This is a genomic window from Jonesia denitrificans DSM 20603, from assembly GCF_000024065.1.
Classification (GTDB): Bacteria; Actinomycetota; Actinomycetes; order Actinomycetales; family Cellulomonadaceae; genus Jonesia; species Jonesia denitrificans.
Genome location: NC_013174.1, coordinates 75,474 through 91,213, shown reverse-complemented (window position 1 = coordinate 91,213; position 15,740 = coordinate 75,474). Strand labels below are relative to the sequence as shown.

The window sequence follows — 15,740 nt, the reverse complement described above, 5'->3', positions numbered from 1 at the left end:
GGTGTTGGGTCGTTTCTGGTTGTTAGTTCTGTGACGCGAATGCGCCGGGGTCTGGGCACTCTGCGAGGAGTGTTGTCATCTCTTCGCTGGACAGTTGGTAATTGCCCATGTGGCCCCAGGGGGCCCAGTATTCTTGTGTGCCGTACGTGTCGAGGTAAACCGCTTCTGAGGGTGGTTCGGGGGTGTCGTAGCCTTGTTCAGCTAAGCAGTTGCGGGCTTCGACTTGTAGGGCGTACATGCGGGTTTTTTGTTCGTCTGACAGGACCCCGTCGGTGATGAATCCGAGTTCTTCAAAGCATTCGGGGATCGCAGCGTCAACGATCTCGTATTGGCTTTCCGGCACGTCTTCGTTGGTGTAGCCAACACTTCCATCAGGGTCAGCTGTGACTTCAAAGCCTGTTCGCTCTTTGACGCATTCCACAACCTCGTTGGCGTTGTCTTCTAACAGCGTGACATTTAACGATGCGTATTCTTGCGCTGCTGGGCTGGCTTCCTCACCAGCACACCCAGCAAGCGCCAGAAGGCACACCACTGCTCCCGCAAAGGTTGTGACCTGAACTGAACTCATGAGCAGTATGTTTGGACCGTGCTTGCAGTACCACTCACATACCAGTTGTCACTATTCCACGACACTGAAGTGGTGAAGTTTGTGGGACCAGCGGGAGAGAAACGAGAGATTCGCTCTGAAGGACGATTGGCATTTGTGTGGATGTGCTGAACTTGCCTCGCTGAGTGCGTAAAAAGTGTGGGGCGTTGACCGCCGCTACAGTATCTACTGCCGGAATGGTCAGCTGCAGCTGGCGAAACGCCAATAACAACTAAAGAGCCAGAAACTAACGAAACAGCTAAAGCCTGACGAAGCTTCCTCACCGATTTTTCCCCTTATATGTGATGTCTTCTTTGACAGCAATAAAAATAGCACTGAATAGGACTTAAGTCCACCTACCGTGGACGCATCGGCGCCCACAACCTGCCTATGTCGCGATAGCCAAGAAAGTTACCGCTGTCACGCCCCACGATTCTCACGCAACGGTAGACTTGTGCGTTGGAGTGAAGGGAACCCATGGCACATCATCATCGGCAAATCGGCGAGGTCGCTGAGCGCACAGGGTTATCTCTTCGCACGATCCGCTATTACGAAGAAGTTGGGCTCATTACTCCGTCGGCTCGTTCTCAGGGCGGCTTTCGGTTGTACACCGAAGAGGACATCGCCAGGCTTGGTGTCGTCAAAGCGATGAAGCCGCTCGATTTTTCCCTCGACGAAATGCGTGGGCTCCTCGAGTCACTCGATGCGCTGTCCGATGACGCCACCGACCCAGCCAGGCGTGGTGAAGCATTGGAGCAACTGGACATGTTCCAGGGTGCAGCTGAAGAGCGGTGCCGTGCACTTCGACGCCAACTCAGTATCGCTGAGGGTTTCGCCGACCAACTCAGCTCGTTATCCACTCAACACAAGGCAGCGAACACACCAACGTGACATCGAACGTTTCAGCCCCCACCATCCGCGAAGAAACCGTGCGTCGGCGTTCCATCGCCGTGATCTCTCACCCTGACGCCGGGAAATCGACCATCACCGAGGCTCTCGCGTTGCACGCAAAAGTCATCAATGAAGCCGGTGCCGTCCACGGGCGTGGCAGCCGTTCGGGGGTGGTGTCAGACTGGTTGGACATTGAAAAGAAACGCGGCATTTCGATTACGTCTGCTGCGTTGCAATTCGAGTATGACGGTTTGGTCATTAATCTGCTTGACACCCCTGGTCACGCAGACTTTTCCGAAGACACCTACCGTGTGTTGACCGCCGTGGACGCTGCGGTCATGCTCATTGATTCGTCCAAGGGGTTGGAACCACAAACACTGAAACTTTTTGAGGTCTGCCGCAGCCGCGGTGTTCCTGTCATCACCTTCATCAACAAATGGGACCGTTTAGGTAAGGACGCCTTGGAACTGTGTGATGAACTCACTGAACGCATCAACCTTTCACCAACCCCGATCACCTGGCCAGTTGGTCGAGCCGGCGAGATGAAAGGGCTGTTGGACCTCCGCGATCAGTCAGTCACGTTTTATGAGCGCGCACCCGGTGGTGCAACACTTGCGCTGTCTGAAACTGTCACCCTCGACCAAGCCCTTGAACGTTTCCCCGACGAGGTCACAGAAGCCATGGAAGCATCAGGCCTGTTGGGTTCCCACGACCCTGACACCTTCCACTCCCTGACCACATCGCCGCTTCTGTTTGGGGCTGCGCTAACAAACATTGGTGTCGCAGAACTGTTGTCCGTGGTGAAAACCATCGCACCGTGCCCCGGCCCCCGCGAGTTAGCGGACGGCACCCCTCGCCCTGTCGATGCGCCCTTCAGTGGGTTCGTCTTCAAAATGCAGGCGGGAATGGACAAGGCACACCGCGACCACTTGGCATTCGTGCGGGTCTGTTCCGGTCAGTTCACCCGTGGCATGACAGTAGTCCAAGAACGCACTGGCCGTTCCTTTGCCACAAAATATGCGCTGTCAGTGTTTGGCCGTGACCGCTCCACCATGGACATTGCGTTCCCTGGTGACGTGGTGGGGTTGGTCAATGCGTCATCCCTGCACGTGGGGGACACTATTCACGCAACAGATTCCCCTGGCGGCTCCTACCCGCCCATGCCGCACTTCAACACCGAACACTTCTCCACTGTGCGAGTCAAAGACCCCAGCAAATCCAAACAGTTCCGCAAAGGGATCGCCCAACTCGAACAAGAAGGCGTCATCCAAATCCTTGTGTCCGAGAACCGTGGTGATGCCTCACCGATTCTCGCAGCCGTGGGCCCCCTCCAATTTGAGGTGGCAGCCTTCCGGATGGAACACGAGTTCCATGCGCCCATCATCATTGACCAGCTGGACTATTCCATTGCAAAACCAGCCAGCGCATCGGATATCGCCATGCTCGCCGGGGCATTAGGCGTGGAAATCACGCACCGACGGGACGGCTCAGCGGTGGCATTGATTCGAGACCGGTGGCGACTGAACGCGTTGACAAACAATCACCCCACACTGTTTAGCGAGTCGTAAGCTGCCCAGTGCAGGCCCACTCGCGCCGTGAACCATGCGGCCAGCCACACGCATCGAAAGTCGCACCAACGAACGGAACACGTGAATGACCCTCGACGCCCCGCTGCCCTCAGCACCACCCGAGGCAGACCACCAACACTCAGTACTTGCCACGCTCAAGTCCCCGAAACGCCTGAAAACTGAAGTTCTTGCCGGGCTCGTTGTCGCCCTCGCGCTCATCCCTGAAGCAATCTCGTTCTCCATCATCGCCGGGGTAGACCCACGCCTTGGCCTGTTCGCCTCCTTCACCATGGCAGTATCCATCGCGTTCCTTGGCGGCCGCCCCGCCATGATCTCCGCCGCGACAGGTGCTGTCGCCCTTGTCATCGCGCCAGTCGCGCGAGACTACGGGCTCGACTACTTCATTGCGACCGTCATCCTCGCCGGGATTTTCCAGGTCATCCTCGGCGTCATTGGCGTTGCTAAGCTCATGCGGTTCATTCCCCGATCCGTCATGGTCGGGTTCGTCAACTCCCTCGCCATCCTCATCTTCCTCGCACAAGTCCCCCACATGCGTGACGTCCCTGCCGTGGTGTACGGACTCATTGCGCTGGGACTGGCAATCATCTTTATCCTCCCCCGGTTCACCACAATTGTCCCCGCACCCCTGGTCGCCATTGTCATCCTCACCGTCATCACCGTGACGTTCGCAGTCAACGTCCCCACAGTCGGCGACGAAGGGGAACTACCCGACTCCCTGCCCACCCTGTTCTTCCCTGACGTTCCCCTCACCTGGGAAACCTTCCAGATCATCGCACCGTTCGCCCTGTCCATGGCACTTGTTGGTCTTTTGGAATCCCTCATGACCGCAAAACTCGTCGACGATGTCACCGACACGCACTCCAACAAAACCCGTGAAGCATGGGGGCAAGGAGCCGCGAACATCATCACCGGTTTCTTTGGTGGCATGGGTGGCTGCGCCATGATCGGTCAAACCATGATCAACACCAAAGTCTCAGGGGCACGCACCCGCATCTCCACATTCCTCGCCGGAATGTTCCTCCTCGCTCTTGTCGTAGGGCTTGGTGACGTGGTTGCAATCATCCCCATGGCGGCGCTCGTTGCCGTCATGATTGTCGTGTCCGTAGCAACGTTTGACTGGCACTCTATCCAGCCAGCGACACTGCGTCGGATGCCGAAATCCGAAACCACCGTCATGCTGTCCACGGTGATCGTTGTTGTTGTCACCCACAACCTCGCCATTGGTGTGCTCGTTGGTGTAATTGTTGCCGCGCTGCTGTTCTTGCAACGCGTCGCCCACTTCACCAACGTGGTACGGCTCGACAAATCCGATGACGACGACGAACGCGTGTACGCCGTCACTGGTGAGCTATTCTTCGCCTCGTCAAACGACCTGGTCTACCAGTTCGACTACACCGGCGACCCCAAAAACATTGTCATTGACATGTCAGGTGCCCACATTTGGGACGCGTCCACCGTGGCCACTCTTGACGCCATCACCACCAAATACGAGCGGCGGGGCAAAACAGTCACGATCATTGGCCTCAACGAAGACTCCGCGCAACGCCACAACCGGCTCGCCGGGAACCTCGGCGAAGGCCACTAAGGACAACTCGGATGCGGGGAGGCAGCTACTGGCTGTCTCCCTGTAATATTTCACGCCACGTTTTCTCTTTCTCGAGGTATTCGTTTCCCTCAAACTCAGCGAAGTCAGACTCGTCAGTAATACGGCGCACTTCAAGCGAGGACCCAGGCACCATGGGGCACCGCGCCGCCCACATCGTTGCTTCATCCAACGACGCGACGTTGAGCCCCCAGTACCCGCTGAACCGCTCACTGACACCGCCGTACGCGCCGAGGCGAATTGTTGGGGCATCGCCCGTGAACTCAACAACCGCCCCCTCATTAGGGTCTGAGAGACCGTCACCGCCTGCTAGAACGCCAGCGTCCATGAGCGCTTCGTTGTAAACCCCCATGGCGTTAATGACATCCTCAAAGGGCACATCTTTCGCTGCCGCTTGGGATTCTTCTGTGGCCCGCAAAATGAGCATGTATGCCATTGCGGTCCCCTCTCTGCTTTTTCTGACACCTCTGACAGTTCCGAGCATGGCACGGTTAGGAGGGAAGCGCATTGGAGAAAATACTAGGAAAGGGGATTTGGAGTAGGGGTGAAACGCTTTCGTTGAGCAAGAATGTCGAGTCGCTTCGATAGATTAAGCTTGACCGGTGGACAAGGCATGACCCCTTCCGACCAACTTAATGGACACTTTCCGTAACAAATAGGAAGTATTTCGCAGTCCTTGCACTGACTATCATCACGAGGGAACCATCCATAGTAATGAGATTCAGGAAACTTCTCTTCGGTAAACTCAATGCCACCTCTTGACGAAGCCGCTCGCGAAGGCACCAAGGGCTGCTCACTACAATCGAAAATCGAACCATCTGGAGCAATAACGCTACTGTGAGGGTCAACAGCGACACACAACGGACCTCTAGGACTCGTTGGAATGAGATTATGACTGAGACCATAGGACCAATAACTATTTATCCAGTCGAGTTCTACGTTGGCCGCCTCTTTCGCGTCAAGAGAAACGTCACTGACATCATTGCCCCAAGCCCGCACCATCGCAGGGTAAAAGACTACTCGGCTGGTCGAGAGGCCCGCTTCGTACATAATCCTAGAAAACTGATCATGTGCGTGCATGTTGACTCTACTAACATTAGTTCGGATTATAAAATCCATACCTTTTGATCCAGAAGTCTTCAAATACCGGGATATCTGGTTAACTATTCTCCAAAAGCTACCCTTGTGATTTCTTGTGGGTCGAAGTAAATCATGCATATCTGATGGACCATCTAAAGTGACCTCAACAACCTTCACGTGCAACTCGTTTTCAAGAACTCGAAGCACCCTGTCGGTAAGGAGGGAACCATTTGTAACGACCTTAGAGGTAAATTCGGTATCCCCATTATCTATTAAGGGTAGAACATGGTTCGTAATCTCGACCATACGCTTCAAGCCCATTAAGGGTTCTCCACCAAACCAGCCGAGACATAAATCCTTCGAGCCAGATCGTCGAAACTCCGAAACAACAGATTCGGCCAACCTCTTCACAGAATCTGAGGTAATACCGACTTTGTTGTTGACCTGACCGCAGTATCCACAAGTTAGGTTACATGCGCCCGTGGGCATGATCACCACTTGTTTAACCTTACGTTGATGGTTCTCAACTGCGTCAAAATATTTCTTTTTCTCCACTTCAAAGTAGTCGATATTTAAATCTCGGATTCGCGAACAAGCGTCACTTACTCCATTACCAACCTCTGCAGATACACCCGCGCTCTCCAAAAAATTGGGAAGTGATGATTCGGATACTTTGAAGACACGACGTTCACTCGAGTGATAGGCGAGACGAAAAGCGCCTTGGTCTGGATCGACGTAGGTATTTTCTGATGTCACTATGTATGGATATGTCATTATGCCCCCTAGAGGTGGGGTGACCAGCAGCCACCCCACCAGATACTTCACTTGATGATCAAGCAGATTCCGTTTGCGTCTGGCGCATTGATAGCAATGTCGTCCAGCACTACTTCTTCAAACATCGTCCCTCCTCTCGCTCTGTCCACTCTTGAAGTAAGACCGGTGCCTCCGTTGTGAGCCGCATTGCCAAGTACGCATATCGTGACACTTACGCGTCTTATGACTTACCAGACTATAGGACTTATCACGACGGGATCGACCTTCTTGGAGCTTACAGTAGCCAGAACACCTTGACAAGAGTGTTTGCAAAGTTCCTTTGCGCAAACCGCGCCGTGCCCCGGGAAGACTCGACCGGTATCGCTGACCGCGCGATTCCACCATGCACGTTGGCATCTAGCGATAGGGTGCGCGACCAGAAGGAGAGGCGGATAACCTGATGTTGGCCTGCCAAATTTGATTTTGGTTCGAGCTAAGAAATGTAAAGAACTACTAACCGACTTAGTTCATTTATGCTACGGTCACCTTCCGCAATCACACAACAAGAAGAGGCCGATCAGATAACTTCATCTGTCAACTCAGTGAGGTTTTTACCCTTAATCAAATCCATTTAGCACACTATAATGATTGAAGAGTGACAAGGCGAGCATTTGGCATTCTTCATTTCATTGTGTCTTAAATTTGAAACTGGCAACCGATTACTAAGAAAGGTTGTTGATGTTTCGGCTGAAATCAGTCGAGATACGTGACGTTTAATTCTGCTCGGAAATATAACGTGCGGATCATAGCAGATTTAAGCAAATATTAAAGTTGGTTATCAACCATCTATATGATCTCTAGAATAGGCGGAGATAAATTTCGTTTCCTGTTCGAAAGCAGCGTGTTTTTGCGAAATTGGATACAGTTTCGAGCTTACTGCCAGTCGTAATGGAGCCCAACAATGGACTATGACCACACTAACACTGGTTGGAATTTGCGATATCCACTTACGAAGCTGACCCATCCTTAGCAACTGAATCTCTGGATTTGAGTATGCACACAGCGCGATCAAAGCATCCTAAAGCGAGGGTCTAGTATCCTAAACTGATACTTCCAAACATATCTGTTTATACTCCATACATTAAGCCCGGATCTTCTATGGGCGTTTGCGTCTTCCAACGTAAACCCAACCATAGCGTCAGATATGATTTCATCAGGTCGATAATACAGAGCAACGAGCAAGCTGCTGCTCGAGCTCGTATGGGAGCGCCAACTACACCGAGAAACAAACTCGTAGTCATCAAATCGCGTGAAAGAATTAGCGAAAGATGGCGTAATCTATGGTCACGAAACACGGGAAGTTTTGGTCGTAAAAGCTCGGCTCGTTCCGATTAATTACGTCTTTAATTTCGTCACTATAATCAGGTGATGGATGTCTCGGCGTACTTATAACGGGCCTGCAATGATAAGTTGTCATGTCACACTTTTTACAATATGAAAACTTCTCCCCAAAGGGTATCTGTCCGTTTCATGCGTACGCGGCCCTTCAGATCAATTGTCGTGTCACAACGGGAATGCTCTGACTGTGAATTGGACGCGCTCAGTGCCTGCGCCTTCATTTACTTGACGATTTTCTTGTGTATTTGCGGCACTGATATTTCCCCATTTATCTAGCATTTGGGAAATGTCAGATGCTAATTCTTCAAACTGTTCGATCGTTAGGTTCATTATGAGCTGAGTACTATTTGATTCTTCTACCCATTTCGGATCAATTTCTCCAGCCCATGCCTTGGACCAAAAGTTTACGAAACTCCTCGCCTCAATTGCGGTGGTATTCGCTAGCAAGGCGCCTTGCTCCTCCTGTGTTAGACCCGTTTCATCCGCGTCATTCAGGTCCACCTCAATCGCTCGTAGGCGCCACCAGCGCTCACGGCCCACTCCTTGAGAAGTGTCTTCCTCTATCAGGCCGAAGGTGCTCATCTTCCGCAAGTGATAACTAGTTAGACCTGACGAAAGATCCAGCGCACCACTTAATGAAGTTGATGTTGCTTCACCGTGAATTTGCAGGTATTCCCAAATAGCTGCACGAATTGGATGAGTTAATGCGGCAGCTCGATTGACAAGAGATGTCGTTGGCTTTGAGGTTTTGTTGTCCATGTCAACTCCTGGTCGGCGAAACTAAGTGCAACGCCCACCATCCTACCCGACCTCGACTTTAGAGCCCTAGTCGCAAGTAGTATGTCTAACACTTTTTCGGTCAGATCCGCACTTTTCATGCTAGGTCTAGTTTTTACTAGAAGGAATAATAACCAGCTGCTTCATTTATGCATCGTGCATGCAAGCCATTATATGCACCAGGTATGGAAGCGTTATTTTTCATTGCCTTTACACAAGTATCTTGCATCTGCCTTTGACTAATTTTTTTGGACATTTTCTAACATAGTCTCATCCCTTGTCGTGTTTTGGAGCTGAAAAAGCTTCAATACGGGAATAAGTGCACTAGCTGCAATTATAGCTGCGAATAAAAACGGGAAGTTCAAACCCATTTTCGCCACTATGCCTCCCATTATTGACCCGATTATCTGCACGATACTCAAGAGAAAGCCAACAGTTGCGAATACCCTCCCTAGTATTTTTTTAGGTGTCGCCATTTGTCGCATTGTCATGACAGGGATATTCCAGAAAGACACAGCGCAAGACATAAAGCAGAGAAGAACTGCGGCTTGCATTGTGGTGCTGCATGTCCAGAGCAGAAACAGGCAAATAACGAGACCCGCATGTCCCGTATAGATTGCTGTATTACGTGAGAAACGCTTCAGGAACCTCGGCAGAACAAGCATCCCAGCAACACCGCCAACAGCCAGACACATGCTGACAAGTCCGATGTGCTCTGTTGGGGTGTGTAAAAAGTCCGTGAGGAAGGCGATCAGTGTTGATTGTGACATCGACACTGCAAGAGCGAGGATCAGACTGATCCAGAGCAGTTGCTTGAGCTTTTCGTCGTCTCTCATCAACTTGAAGCCTTCAAACCGGCTTTTAATCCCTTTTGCTATCTTCTTAGGCTCTCCTCGCGGTTCTTTCTCTTTTTTCCCCTCAGTTAGTCTGTGATTGAGAATGGCACCGCTAAACGCAGCGATTCCATAACAAGCACCGCCTACCATAAATGGCACCCAGTGTGCTAGCGCGAAGAGTACGCCGGCTAGCGGCACCGCTACGAAGTTCTGAGCAATTAACTGCCCTCCCTGAATTTGGCTGTTCGCCTTGTCTAAGTCCTTTTCGACTAATGTGGGTGTGAGTGCAGTTGCCGATGTATCCACTGCTGTCTCGATTATTCCCAATATGAAAACGATGGTTAGTAGTAAATAATGTTCTCCTCTCTCGAGCATCACAATCGCAACTATCGCAGACACAAATATACAACGCAGAATGTTGCCGTACATAAGTATTTTTGTTCTACTATGACGATCAACAAACTCGCCGATTGAAAGAGAGAACAGCATTCTAGGGAGAATACCCACGGCAACAACTGCGGATAGGGCTAGTGGATCGTTGCTGATCGAATAAATGAGTAGTGGCAATGCCAGATAGATGAAACCGTCGGCCGTGTTTGAGAAGAGATTCCCGAAGTAGAGAAATTTGAAGTGCACTACCGACTCCTGAACACCAATAATGCTGCGCTAGACGCAGACGTCAACCTGAAGACTCCCAAAGACTATCGTATGCAAATGGTGTTTGCAAAGGTGTTTTGCACGGTCTTCCTTCCTCCGCTTTGCTTCGGCGATTGCTTTACCGCGACCATCACACTCCAGTCACGTAGGCTGGGGTGATGGTTGAACGCGAAACTAAAAGCATCCACACAACCCCCGGAAAGTACGTAGAACCCGGACAAGACTACGACCGGGACACCCAGTACATCGAGGACCGAATCACGACCGATGCGCGTGACGGGTGGCCTGTTGAGGCTGGCCGGTACCGGCTCATTGCTGCGCGCGCATGCCCGTGGGCCAACCGGGCAATCATTGTGCGGCGGCTCCTTGGGTTGGAAGACGCCATTTCCTTAGGCACCCCCGGGCCTGTCCATGATGAACGCAGTTGGACGTTTGACCTTGACCCTGACGGTGTTGACCCTGTTCTGGGTATTGAACGCCTCCAAGACGCTTACTTCGCCCGGTTCCGTGATTACCCTCGCGGTATCACAGTGCCAGCCATTGTCGATGTGCCCACCGGCGCAGTCGTCACCAACAACTTCCCCCAGATCACCCTCGATTTTTCCACGCAGTGGACGCAGTTCCACCGCGATGGCGCGCCGGACCTCTACCCTGAGGCTTTGCGCAGTGAAATTGATGAGGTCGCCGAACTGATCTACCAAGACGTCAACAATGGGGTGTACCGGGCAGGTTTCGCCGGGTCACAGCGCTCCTATGAGCGCGCCTACACAACACTGTTTAGCCGGTTAGATTGGTTGGAAGACCGGTTAAGCACCCAACGGTTCCTCGTGGGCGACACAATCACCGAAGCTGACGTTCGCCTGTTCACCACCCTGGTCCGGTTTGACGCCGTCTATCACGGCCACTTCAAATGCAACCGCAACAAACTCTCAGAACTACCTGCGCTGTGGGGGTACGCCCGTGACCTCTTCCAAACACCAGGGTTCGGCGACACAATCGACTTCCAACAAATCAAAGACCACTACTACCAGGTGCACCGCGACATTAACCCCTCCGGGATTGTGCCCCTTGGTCCTGATGCGTCTGCGTGGTTGACCGAGCACGGTCGGGAAGAACTGGGTGGACGTCCCTTCGGTGACGGCACCCCACCTGCCCCACCACGTGACGGTGAGAAAGTTCCCAGCATCAGGTAGCTAACCGCTGTTCAATTATTTCGGTGTTCACCAAAAAATGAACACGGAAAAAATTGAACACCCGATCTGCCTGGTCAGCGCAGATCCAGCCCCCCAATGACGGACAGATACGCCTCGTGGTACGTGGGAAACTGAACGACCTGGTCAAGAAGCACATCGACCGGCGTCCTCGTCCGGATCGCAAACGCCGCCCAGTGAATCCACTCGGAAGCATGCAACCCAACCGCCCATGCCCCCACAAGGACACGGTTGTCCGCATCAGCAACCACACCCAGCACACCGTGCGGGGTTTGCGCATCCAGCCACGGCTTAGCGAGCGCCTCAGTCAGATCAAGCGCGTTCTCCACACTGTTGATCCCCTGGTCACGGGCTTGCTGTGCGGTGAGACCCACCGCGGCGATCTCAGGGTCCCCAAACACGACGCGAGGGATCGCCGTGTAGGTGGCGCGCCGGGGGCGGCCAAGGATCGCATCGGCAACAATGCGCCCCTGGTATTTAGCCACGTGCGTGTACGGCATGATCCCCGTGACGTCACCTACCGCCCAGACCCCTGGGGCTGCGTGGCACTGGTCGTCCACCAGGATCTGCCCGCGGTCACCCAATGTGACACCGGCAGTGTCGGCACCAAGGGTGCCCGTACGTGGGGTGCGCCCAGTAGCGAACACGATAACGTCAGTGTGCAGTGCCGTTCCATCATTGAGGTGGATGACACTGCGGCCGGTGTCAGAGCGCTCCACAGCGGCAGGCTCCACGTTCACTTTCACCTCAACACCCGCCTCCTCAAGGTGGCGGCCTACCAAGTCGCTGACCTGCGGTTCTTCGCGGCTAAGGATGCGCGAACCACGGTGAACAACCGTCACGTTCACGCCGAATCTGGCAAGGAATGTAGCTGCTTCCACTGCGACAGCGCTCCCGCCCACAATGACCGCCGAATCAGGCAAGTCCTGCGCGGTATACAGTTCACGGGTTGTCCACACAGGCACAGTATCAAGCCCATCCACAGCAGGAATGTGTGCCTGGGTGCCCGTCGCAATGACAATATGGTCCGCCACAAACTCACGGCCCCCCACCGCGACAACACCCGGCTTCACGATGCGCCCCTCACCCTTCACCACCGTCACACCCTGACCCTCATAAGAGTCCACCTGCGTGCTGTCATCCCAATGACGTGCCATCTGATCACGGTAGGTGCGAGTTTTCTCCCAGCTCAGACGCGCATCGGTAATCCCTGCAGCGTGATCCACTTCCTGCCCCAACGCCGGTGCACGCAACACAACCTTCGAGGGAATACACGCGTAATACGCGCATTCCCCACCAATGAGCTCACGTTCAATGACCACAACGCGTCGGTTGGCTTTTGCTAGCTCCCCAGCAACAACTTCCCCACCCGGACCCATGCCAATCACAACAACGTCAACGTTCTCACTCATCACGGCTCCTCACCACAGGCAGACAGGGACCCTCCCACCATGAACCGGGTGTGGCGAGCCCGCAAACGCGGATGCCCCACCCAGCACCTGATGCGGTGTCTTCCTCCACGAAGGGGGAACTGTGTGAGTCCTCGTCGCCTATCCTTGGCGTGCCTTCAGGCGCGGGTTTTTCTTGTTGATGACAAACACCCGCCCACGGCGGCGAACAATCTGCGAACCAGGCTGGTTTTTCAATGATTTCAACGAGTTGCGGACCTTCATGATGGAACCTTCCAGTGATGTGATGGATTGCTGATTCAGTCTGCTTACGGGTGGGCAATGTCTCCGAGCCACGGTTCAAGCCCATCCTCGACGGTGTCCCACGCCAGCCCGTACGACACAGCTTCAACGTCAGTGACCAGACACTGGTCGAACGCCCGAATGAGATCTTCCCGCCCAGGGCCCGTCCCCGTGACCACGATGCGCGACATGGGGTCGGCGTGATCCCAATGCGACCACGTCCCGATGGACAGTTGCCCACCAGCCCCATCCCACGCGCACACGTTGACTTCCGAGAGGAACGATAATGGCCAAAACATCAAAAATCGCTGCCCAACGCCGCCGCGAAACCATTGTGGCCCGCTACGCAGAACAGCGCGCAACCCTCAAAGAACAAGCCCGCACCGGCGCCACTCTTACCGAACGGCAACAGGCACTCCGCGCACTATCAAACCTGCCACGCGAGGCCAGCCCCACCCGTCTCCGAAACCGAGACGTCGCAGATGGTCGTCCACGCGGCTACATCCGCAAAGCGGGGGTCTCCCGTGTCAAGTTCCGCCAACTCGCACTTCGGGGAGAACTCCCAGGAATCACGAAGAGCAGCTGGTAGGGAGGGGAAAAGGGTGGGTCCCAACATCCTACGATGCTGGGACCCACCCTGAATGGTCACAAGACATTACTCACGTGACAGTTCTACGCTACGAGAGCAGCCTTCACCTCTGGATCAAGCAGCGCGATGACGCTGCTTCGCGCCTCGTCAGGTGACTGAGCCGCTAACGCTGCGTGAGCGATCGCTTCGCACTGCGCAAACGTGTGCCGACGCAAAGAGAACCGCACCGCAGGTACTGACCCCACGGACATTGACAAACTCGTCACACCAAGCCCAGTGAGGACAAGGGCCATGAGCGGGTCGGCAGCGGACTCACCACACACACCCACAGGTTTACCCAGTTCGCGTCCTGCCGATGCGGTCGCGGCAATGAGGTCAAGGACCGCTGGTTGCCACGCATCCAACAGGTCAGACAACTCACCACGGAGCCGGTCAGTGGCCATCGTGTACTGGGCGAGATCGTTGGAACCAATGGACACAAAATCCACCTCAGCCAGGATTGCCCGTGCCCGCAACGCGGCAGACGGCACCTCAATCATCACCCCAACTTGTTCCAACCCGTAATCACGGGCTTGCTCCGCAAAATCACGTGCTTCTGCCGGTGTGGCCACCATAGGGGCCATCACCCACGGTTTTGTGCCCGTGTCTGCGGCCGCCTGTGCCAACGCGGCAAGCTGGTCGGTGAGGAGTTCCGGGTGGAGCCGAGCACTCCGGAACCCGCGCACACCAAGAGCCGGGTTCTCCTCATCAGGCTGAGTAGCGAACGCTAGAGGTTTGTCGGCCCCCGCATCGAGAGTCCGGACCACCACTTTACGCCCCTCGAACGCGGTGAGAACTTTCGCGTACTCACCTTTCTGCTGCTCAACAGTGGGGGCCTTCGGTGCGTCCAGGAACAACACCTCAGTTCGGAACAGCCCCGATCCAGCAACAAGACGCCCATCAGTGTACGCGGCGGCCCGCACAGCGTCTGCTGCGGTCCCAATGTTCGCCAGCAAGTCAATGGTGTGACCGTCCGCGGTGGCACCAGGGGCGTTGTCTGACTGAAGTTCGGTGTCAAACGCCCTTTTCGCCGCGATCCGTGCAGCGACCTCGTCGCTCGGGTTGACGGTGATGTTGCCGGTGGCTGCGTCCACAGCCACCACGGTGCCGTCATCAAGTTGGAGGACGCCACGTACTTGCACCACGCACGGCAACCCCAACTGTCCGGCAATAATCGCCGTGTGACCGGTTGGTCCACCAAGCTCAGTGACAATAGCGAGGACCTTGGTGAGGTCAAGTGCGGCAGTGTCTGCCGGGGCAAGATCCTCAGCAACAATGACACTAGGTTCACTAAGATGTGGCACCCCCGGTTGCGGCTGGTCCACCAGCACCGCGATCACACGGTCACGCACAGACTTCAGGTCCGTGACCCGCTCCGCCATCATCCCACCAAGCTGTTCAAACAATGCCACGAACTCGTTGACAGCATGATCCACTGCGGCAACAGGTGGTTGCCCTGCAGCGAGGTTCGCAGTCGATTTAGTGCGCAACGCAGGGTCCGCAGCGATCTGTGCGGCGGCGGCAAGAACAGCCGCCACGCTTCCCGATGCGCCAGCAGCCTGATCCTTCAAGTCCTGTTCGACCTGGTTGAATGCGCCAACAATGAGTTCCGGAAGCTTGTCAGCCGGAACAGGGATGCCGTTGCGGGTGACCACGGTGTCAGGGTCGACGTCCACAGAGGTGTGTACTGTGGCGATCGGGCCAATGACGGCCTGGCGGCCCACCCCGGTTCCGGTCAATGTGAACGACGTCATGATGCGTCCTCAGCGTCAAGATCCGTGGCAACAAGGTCAACGATGCTGTCAAGGACCGCATCGTCACCGTCCACAGTGACCTCGACGTCTTCGCCGTGCCCAACACCCAACGTCATCAACAACAAGACACTTGACGCATCAACTGCGTCTTGGCCTGGGCGACCAATGGTGACAGGCACCCCGGCGTTTGCTGCTGCTTGACTAATGAGGGTTGCTGGGCGGGCGTGCAACCCAGCGGACGATGCGACAGTGACGATGCGGCTTGACATGGTTTTTCCTCTCGAAG

At 54.6% G+C, this 15,740-nt stretch carries 15 protein-coding genes; 5 read left to right on the top strand and 10 right to left on the bottom strand.

The genetic code is table 11. The features are described 5' to 3' along the window. Positions 1 to 22 precede the first annotated feature (22 nt). Complete coding sequence (locus JDEN_RS00410; protein WP_041287752.1) at positions 23 to 568, bottom strand: hypothetical protein; 546 nt, start codon at positions 566 to 568, stop codon at positions 23 to 25. 495 nt (positions 569 to 1,063) lie between these two features. Here JDEN_RS00410 and JDEN_RS00405 point away from each other — a divergent pair, with 495 nt between their 5' ends. From JDEN_RS00405 to JDEN_RS00395, 3 genes are all read left to right on the top strand, one after another. Beyond that, entirely contained in the window at positions 1,064 to 1,477 is a 414-nt protein-coding gene (locus JDEN_RS00405; protein WP_012805861.1) for a MerR family transcriptional regulator, read from the top strand. Further along, positions 1,474 to 3,045, top strand: a complete 1,572-nt coding sequence (locus JDEN_RS00400; RefSeq protein WP_012805860.1) for a peptide chain release factor 3 — start codon at positions 1,474 to 1,476, stop codon at positions 3,043 to 3,045. The genes JDEN_RS00405 and JDEN_RS00400 overlap by 4 nt, the downstream gene beginning before the upstream one ends. Positions 3,046 to 3,130: 85 nt before the next feature. Further along, on the top strand, positions 3,131 to 4,651 hold the full coding sequence (locus JDEN_RS00395; protein WP_012805859.1) for a SulP family inorganic anion transporter: 1,521 nt from the start codon (positions 3,131 to 3,133) through the stop codon (positions 4,649 to 4,651). Positions 4,652 to 4,676: 25 nt separating this feature from the next. Here the strand turns inward: JDEN_RS00395 and JDEN_RS00390 are convergent, their stop codons facing one another. The 4 genes from JDEN_RS00390 to JDEN_RS00380 all read right to left on the bottom strand — a co-directional run bounded on the left by JDEN_RS00390 (position 4,677) and on the right by JDEN_RS00380 (position 10,149). After that, on the bottom strand, positions 4,677 to 5,105 hold the full coding sequence (locus tag JDEN_RS00390) for a YciI family protein (protein ID WP_012805858.1): 429 nt from the start codon (positions 5,103 to 5,105) through the stop codon (positions 4,677 to 4,679). 83 nt (positions 5,106 to 5,188) lie between these two features. Next, positions 5,189 to 6,523, bottom strand: a complete 1,335-nt coding sequence (locus JDEN_RS13305; protein WP_012805857.1) for a radical SAM/SPASM domain-containing protein — start codon at positions 6,521 to 6,523, stop codon at positions 5,189 to 5,191. A 1,542-nt stretch (positions 6,524 to 8,065) separates the two neighbouring features. Further along, complete coding sequence (locus JDEN_RS12850) at positions 8,066 to 8,659, bottom strand: ArsR/SmtB family transcription factor (RefSeq protein WP_012805856.1); 594 nt, start codon at positions 8,657 to 8,659, stop codon at positions 8,066 to 8,068. A 257-nt stretch (positions 8,660 to 8,916) separates the two neighbouring features. Next, positions 8,917 to 10,149 (bottom strand): MFS transporter, encoded by a 1,233-nt coding sequence (locus tag JDEN_RS00380; protein WP_012805855.1) that lies wholly within the window; start codon positions 10,147 to 10,149, stop codon positions 8,917 to 8,919. A 179-nt stretch (positions 10,150 to 10,328) separates the two neighbouring features. On the opposite strand from JDEN_RS00380, the gene JDEN_RS00370 reads away from it, so the two are divergent. Next, complete coding sequence (locus tag JDEN_RS00370; RefSeq protein WP_012805854.1) at positions 10,329 to 11,363, top strand: glutathione S-transferase family protein; 1,035 nt, start codon at positions 10,329 to 10,331, stop codon at positions 11,361 to 11,363. A 74-nt stretch (positions 11,364 to 11,437) separates the two neighbouring features. Here JDEN_RS00370 and JDEN_RS00365 read toward each other — a convergent pair whose 3' ends face one another. The 3 genes from JDEN_RS00365 to JDEN_RS00355 all read right to left on the bottom strand — a co-directional run bounded on the left by JDEN_RS00365 (position 11,438) and on the right by JDEN_RS00355 (position 13,371). Then, the gene (locus JDEN_RS00365; protein WP_012805853.1) at positions 11,438 to 12,793 is read right to left on the bottom strand and encodes a dihydrolipoyl dehydrogenase family protein; all 1,356 of its coding nucleotides are present in this window, start codon (positions 12,791 to 12,793) and stop codon (positions 11,438 to 11,440) included. Between the two features lie 138 nt (positions 12,794 to 12,931). Next, positions 12,932 to 13,054 (bottom strand): type B 50S ribosomal protein L36, encoded by a 123-nt coding sequence (ykgO, locus tag JDEN_RS00360; RefSeq protein WP_012805852.1) that lies wholly within the window; start codon positions 13,052 to 13,054, stop codon positions 12,932 to 12,934. Positions 13,055 to 13,098: 44 nt separating this feature from the next. Next, on the bottom strand, positions 13,099 to 13,371 hold the full coding sequence (locus tag JDEN_RS00355) for a GTP-binding protein (protein WP_041287750.1): 273 nt from the start codon (positions 13,369 to 13,371) through the stop codon (positions 13,099 to 13,101). On the opposite strand from JDEN_RS00355, the gene rpsN reads away from it, so the two are divergent. Further along, positions 13,359 to 13,661, top strand: a complete 303-nt coding sequence (gene rpsN, locus JDEN_RS00350; protein WP_012805850.1) for a 30S ribosomal protein S14 — start codon at positions 13,359 to 13,361, stop codon at positions 13,659 to 13,661. The two genes, JDEN_RS00355 and rpsN, sit on opposite strands and share 13 nt — an antisense overlap. A gap of 83 nt (positions 13,662 to 13,744) precedes the next feature. Here rpsN and ptsP read toward each other — a convergent pair whose 3' ends face one another. Then, on the bottom strand, positions 13,745 to 15,454 hold the full coding sequence (gene ptsP / locus JDEN_RS00345; RefSeq protein WP_012805849.1) for a phosphoenolpyruvate--protein phosphotransferase: 1,710 nt from the start codon (positions 15,452 to 15,454) through the stop codon (positions 13,745 to 13,747). Beyond that, the gene (locus tag JDEN_RS00340) at positions 15,451 to 15,723 is read right to left on the bottom strand and encodes an HPr family phosphocarrier protein (RefSeq protein WP_012805848.1); all 273 of its coding nucleotides are present in this window, start codon (positions 15,721 to 15,723) and stop codon (positions 15,451 to 15,453) included. The genes ptsP and JDEN_RS00340 overlap by 4 nt, the downstream gene beginning before the upstream one ends. Between the last annotated feature and the right edge of the window lie 17 nt (positions 15,724 to 15,740).

Excerpts from the sequence above, each read along its gene's own strand:
- JDEN_RS00410 (WP_041287752.1), bottom strand. The coding sequence starts at position 568 with ATGAGTTCAGTTCAGGTCACAACCTTTGCGGGAGCAGTGGTGTGCCTT.
- JDEN_RS00405 (WP_012805861.1), top strand. The coding sequence starts at position 1,064 with ATGGCACATCATCATCGGCAAATCGGCGAGGTCGCTGAGCGCACAGGG.
- JDEN_RS00395 (WP_012805859.1), top strand. The coding sequence starts at position 3,131 with ATGACCCTCGACGCCCCGCTGCCCTCAGCACCACCCGAGGCAGACCAC.
- JDEN_RS00390 (WP_012805858.1), bottom strand. The coding sequence starts at position 5,105 with ATGGCATACATGCTCATTTTGCGGGCCACAGAAGAATCCCAAGCGGCA.
- JDEN_RS13305 (WP_012805857.1), bottom strand. The coding sequence starts at position 6,523 with ATGACATATCCATACATAGTGACATCAGAAAATACCTACGTCGATCCA.
- JDEN_RS12850 (WP_012805856.1), bottom strand. The coding sequence starts at position 8,659 with ATGGACAACAAAACCTCAAAGCCAACGACATCTCTTGTCAATCGAGCT.
- JDEN_RS00370 (WP_012805854.1), top strand. The coding sequence starts at position 10,329 with ATGGTTGAACGCGAAACTAAAAGCATCCACACAACCCCCGGAAAGTAC.
- JDEN_RS00365 (WP_012805853.1), bottom strand. The coding sequence starts at position 12,793 with ATGAGTGAGAACGTTGACGTTGTTGTGATTGGCATGGGTCCGGGTGGG.
- ykgO (WP_012805852.1), bottom strand. The coding sequence starts at position 13,054 with ATGAAGGTCCGCAACTCGTTGAAATCATTGAAAAACCAGCCTGGTTCG.
- rpsN (WP_012805850.1), top strand. The coding sequence starts at position 13,359 with ATGGCCAAAACATCAAAAATCGCTGCCCAACGCCGCCGCGAAACCATT.
- JDEN_RS00355 (WP_041287750.1), bottom strand. The coding sequence starts at position 13,371 with ATGTTTTGGCCATTATCGTTCCTCTCGGAAGTCAACGTGTGCGCGTGG.
- ptsP (WP_012805849.1), bottom strand. The coding sequence starts at position 15,454 with ATGACGTCGTTCACATTGACCGGAACCGGGGTGGGCCGCCAGGCCGTC.
- JDEN_RS00340 (WP_012805848.1), bottom strand. The coding sequence starts at position 15,723 with ATGTCAAGCCGCATCGTCACTGTCGCATCGTCCGCTGGGTTGCACGCC.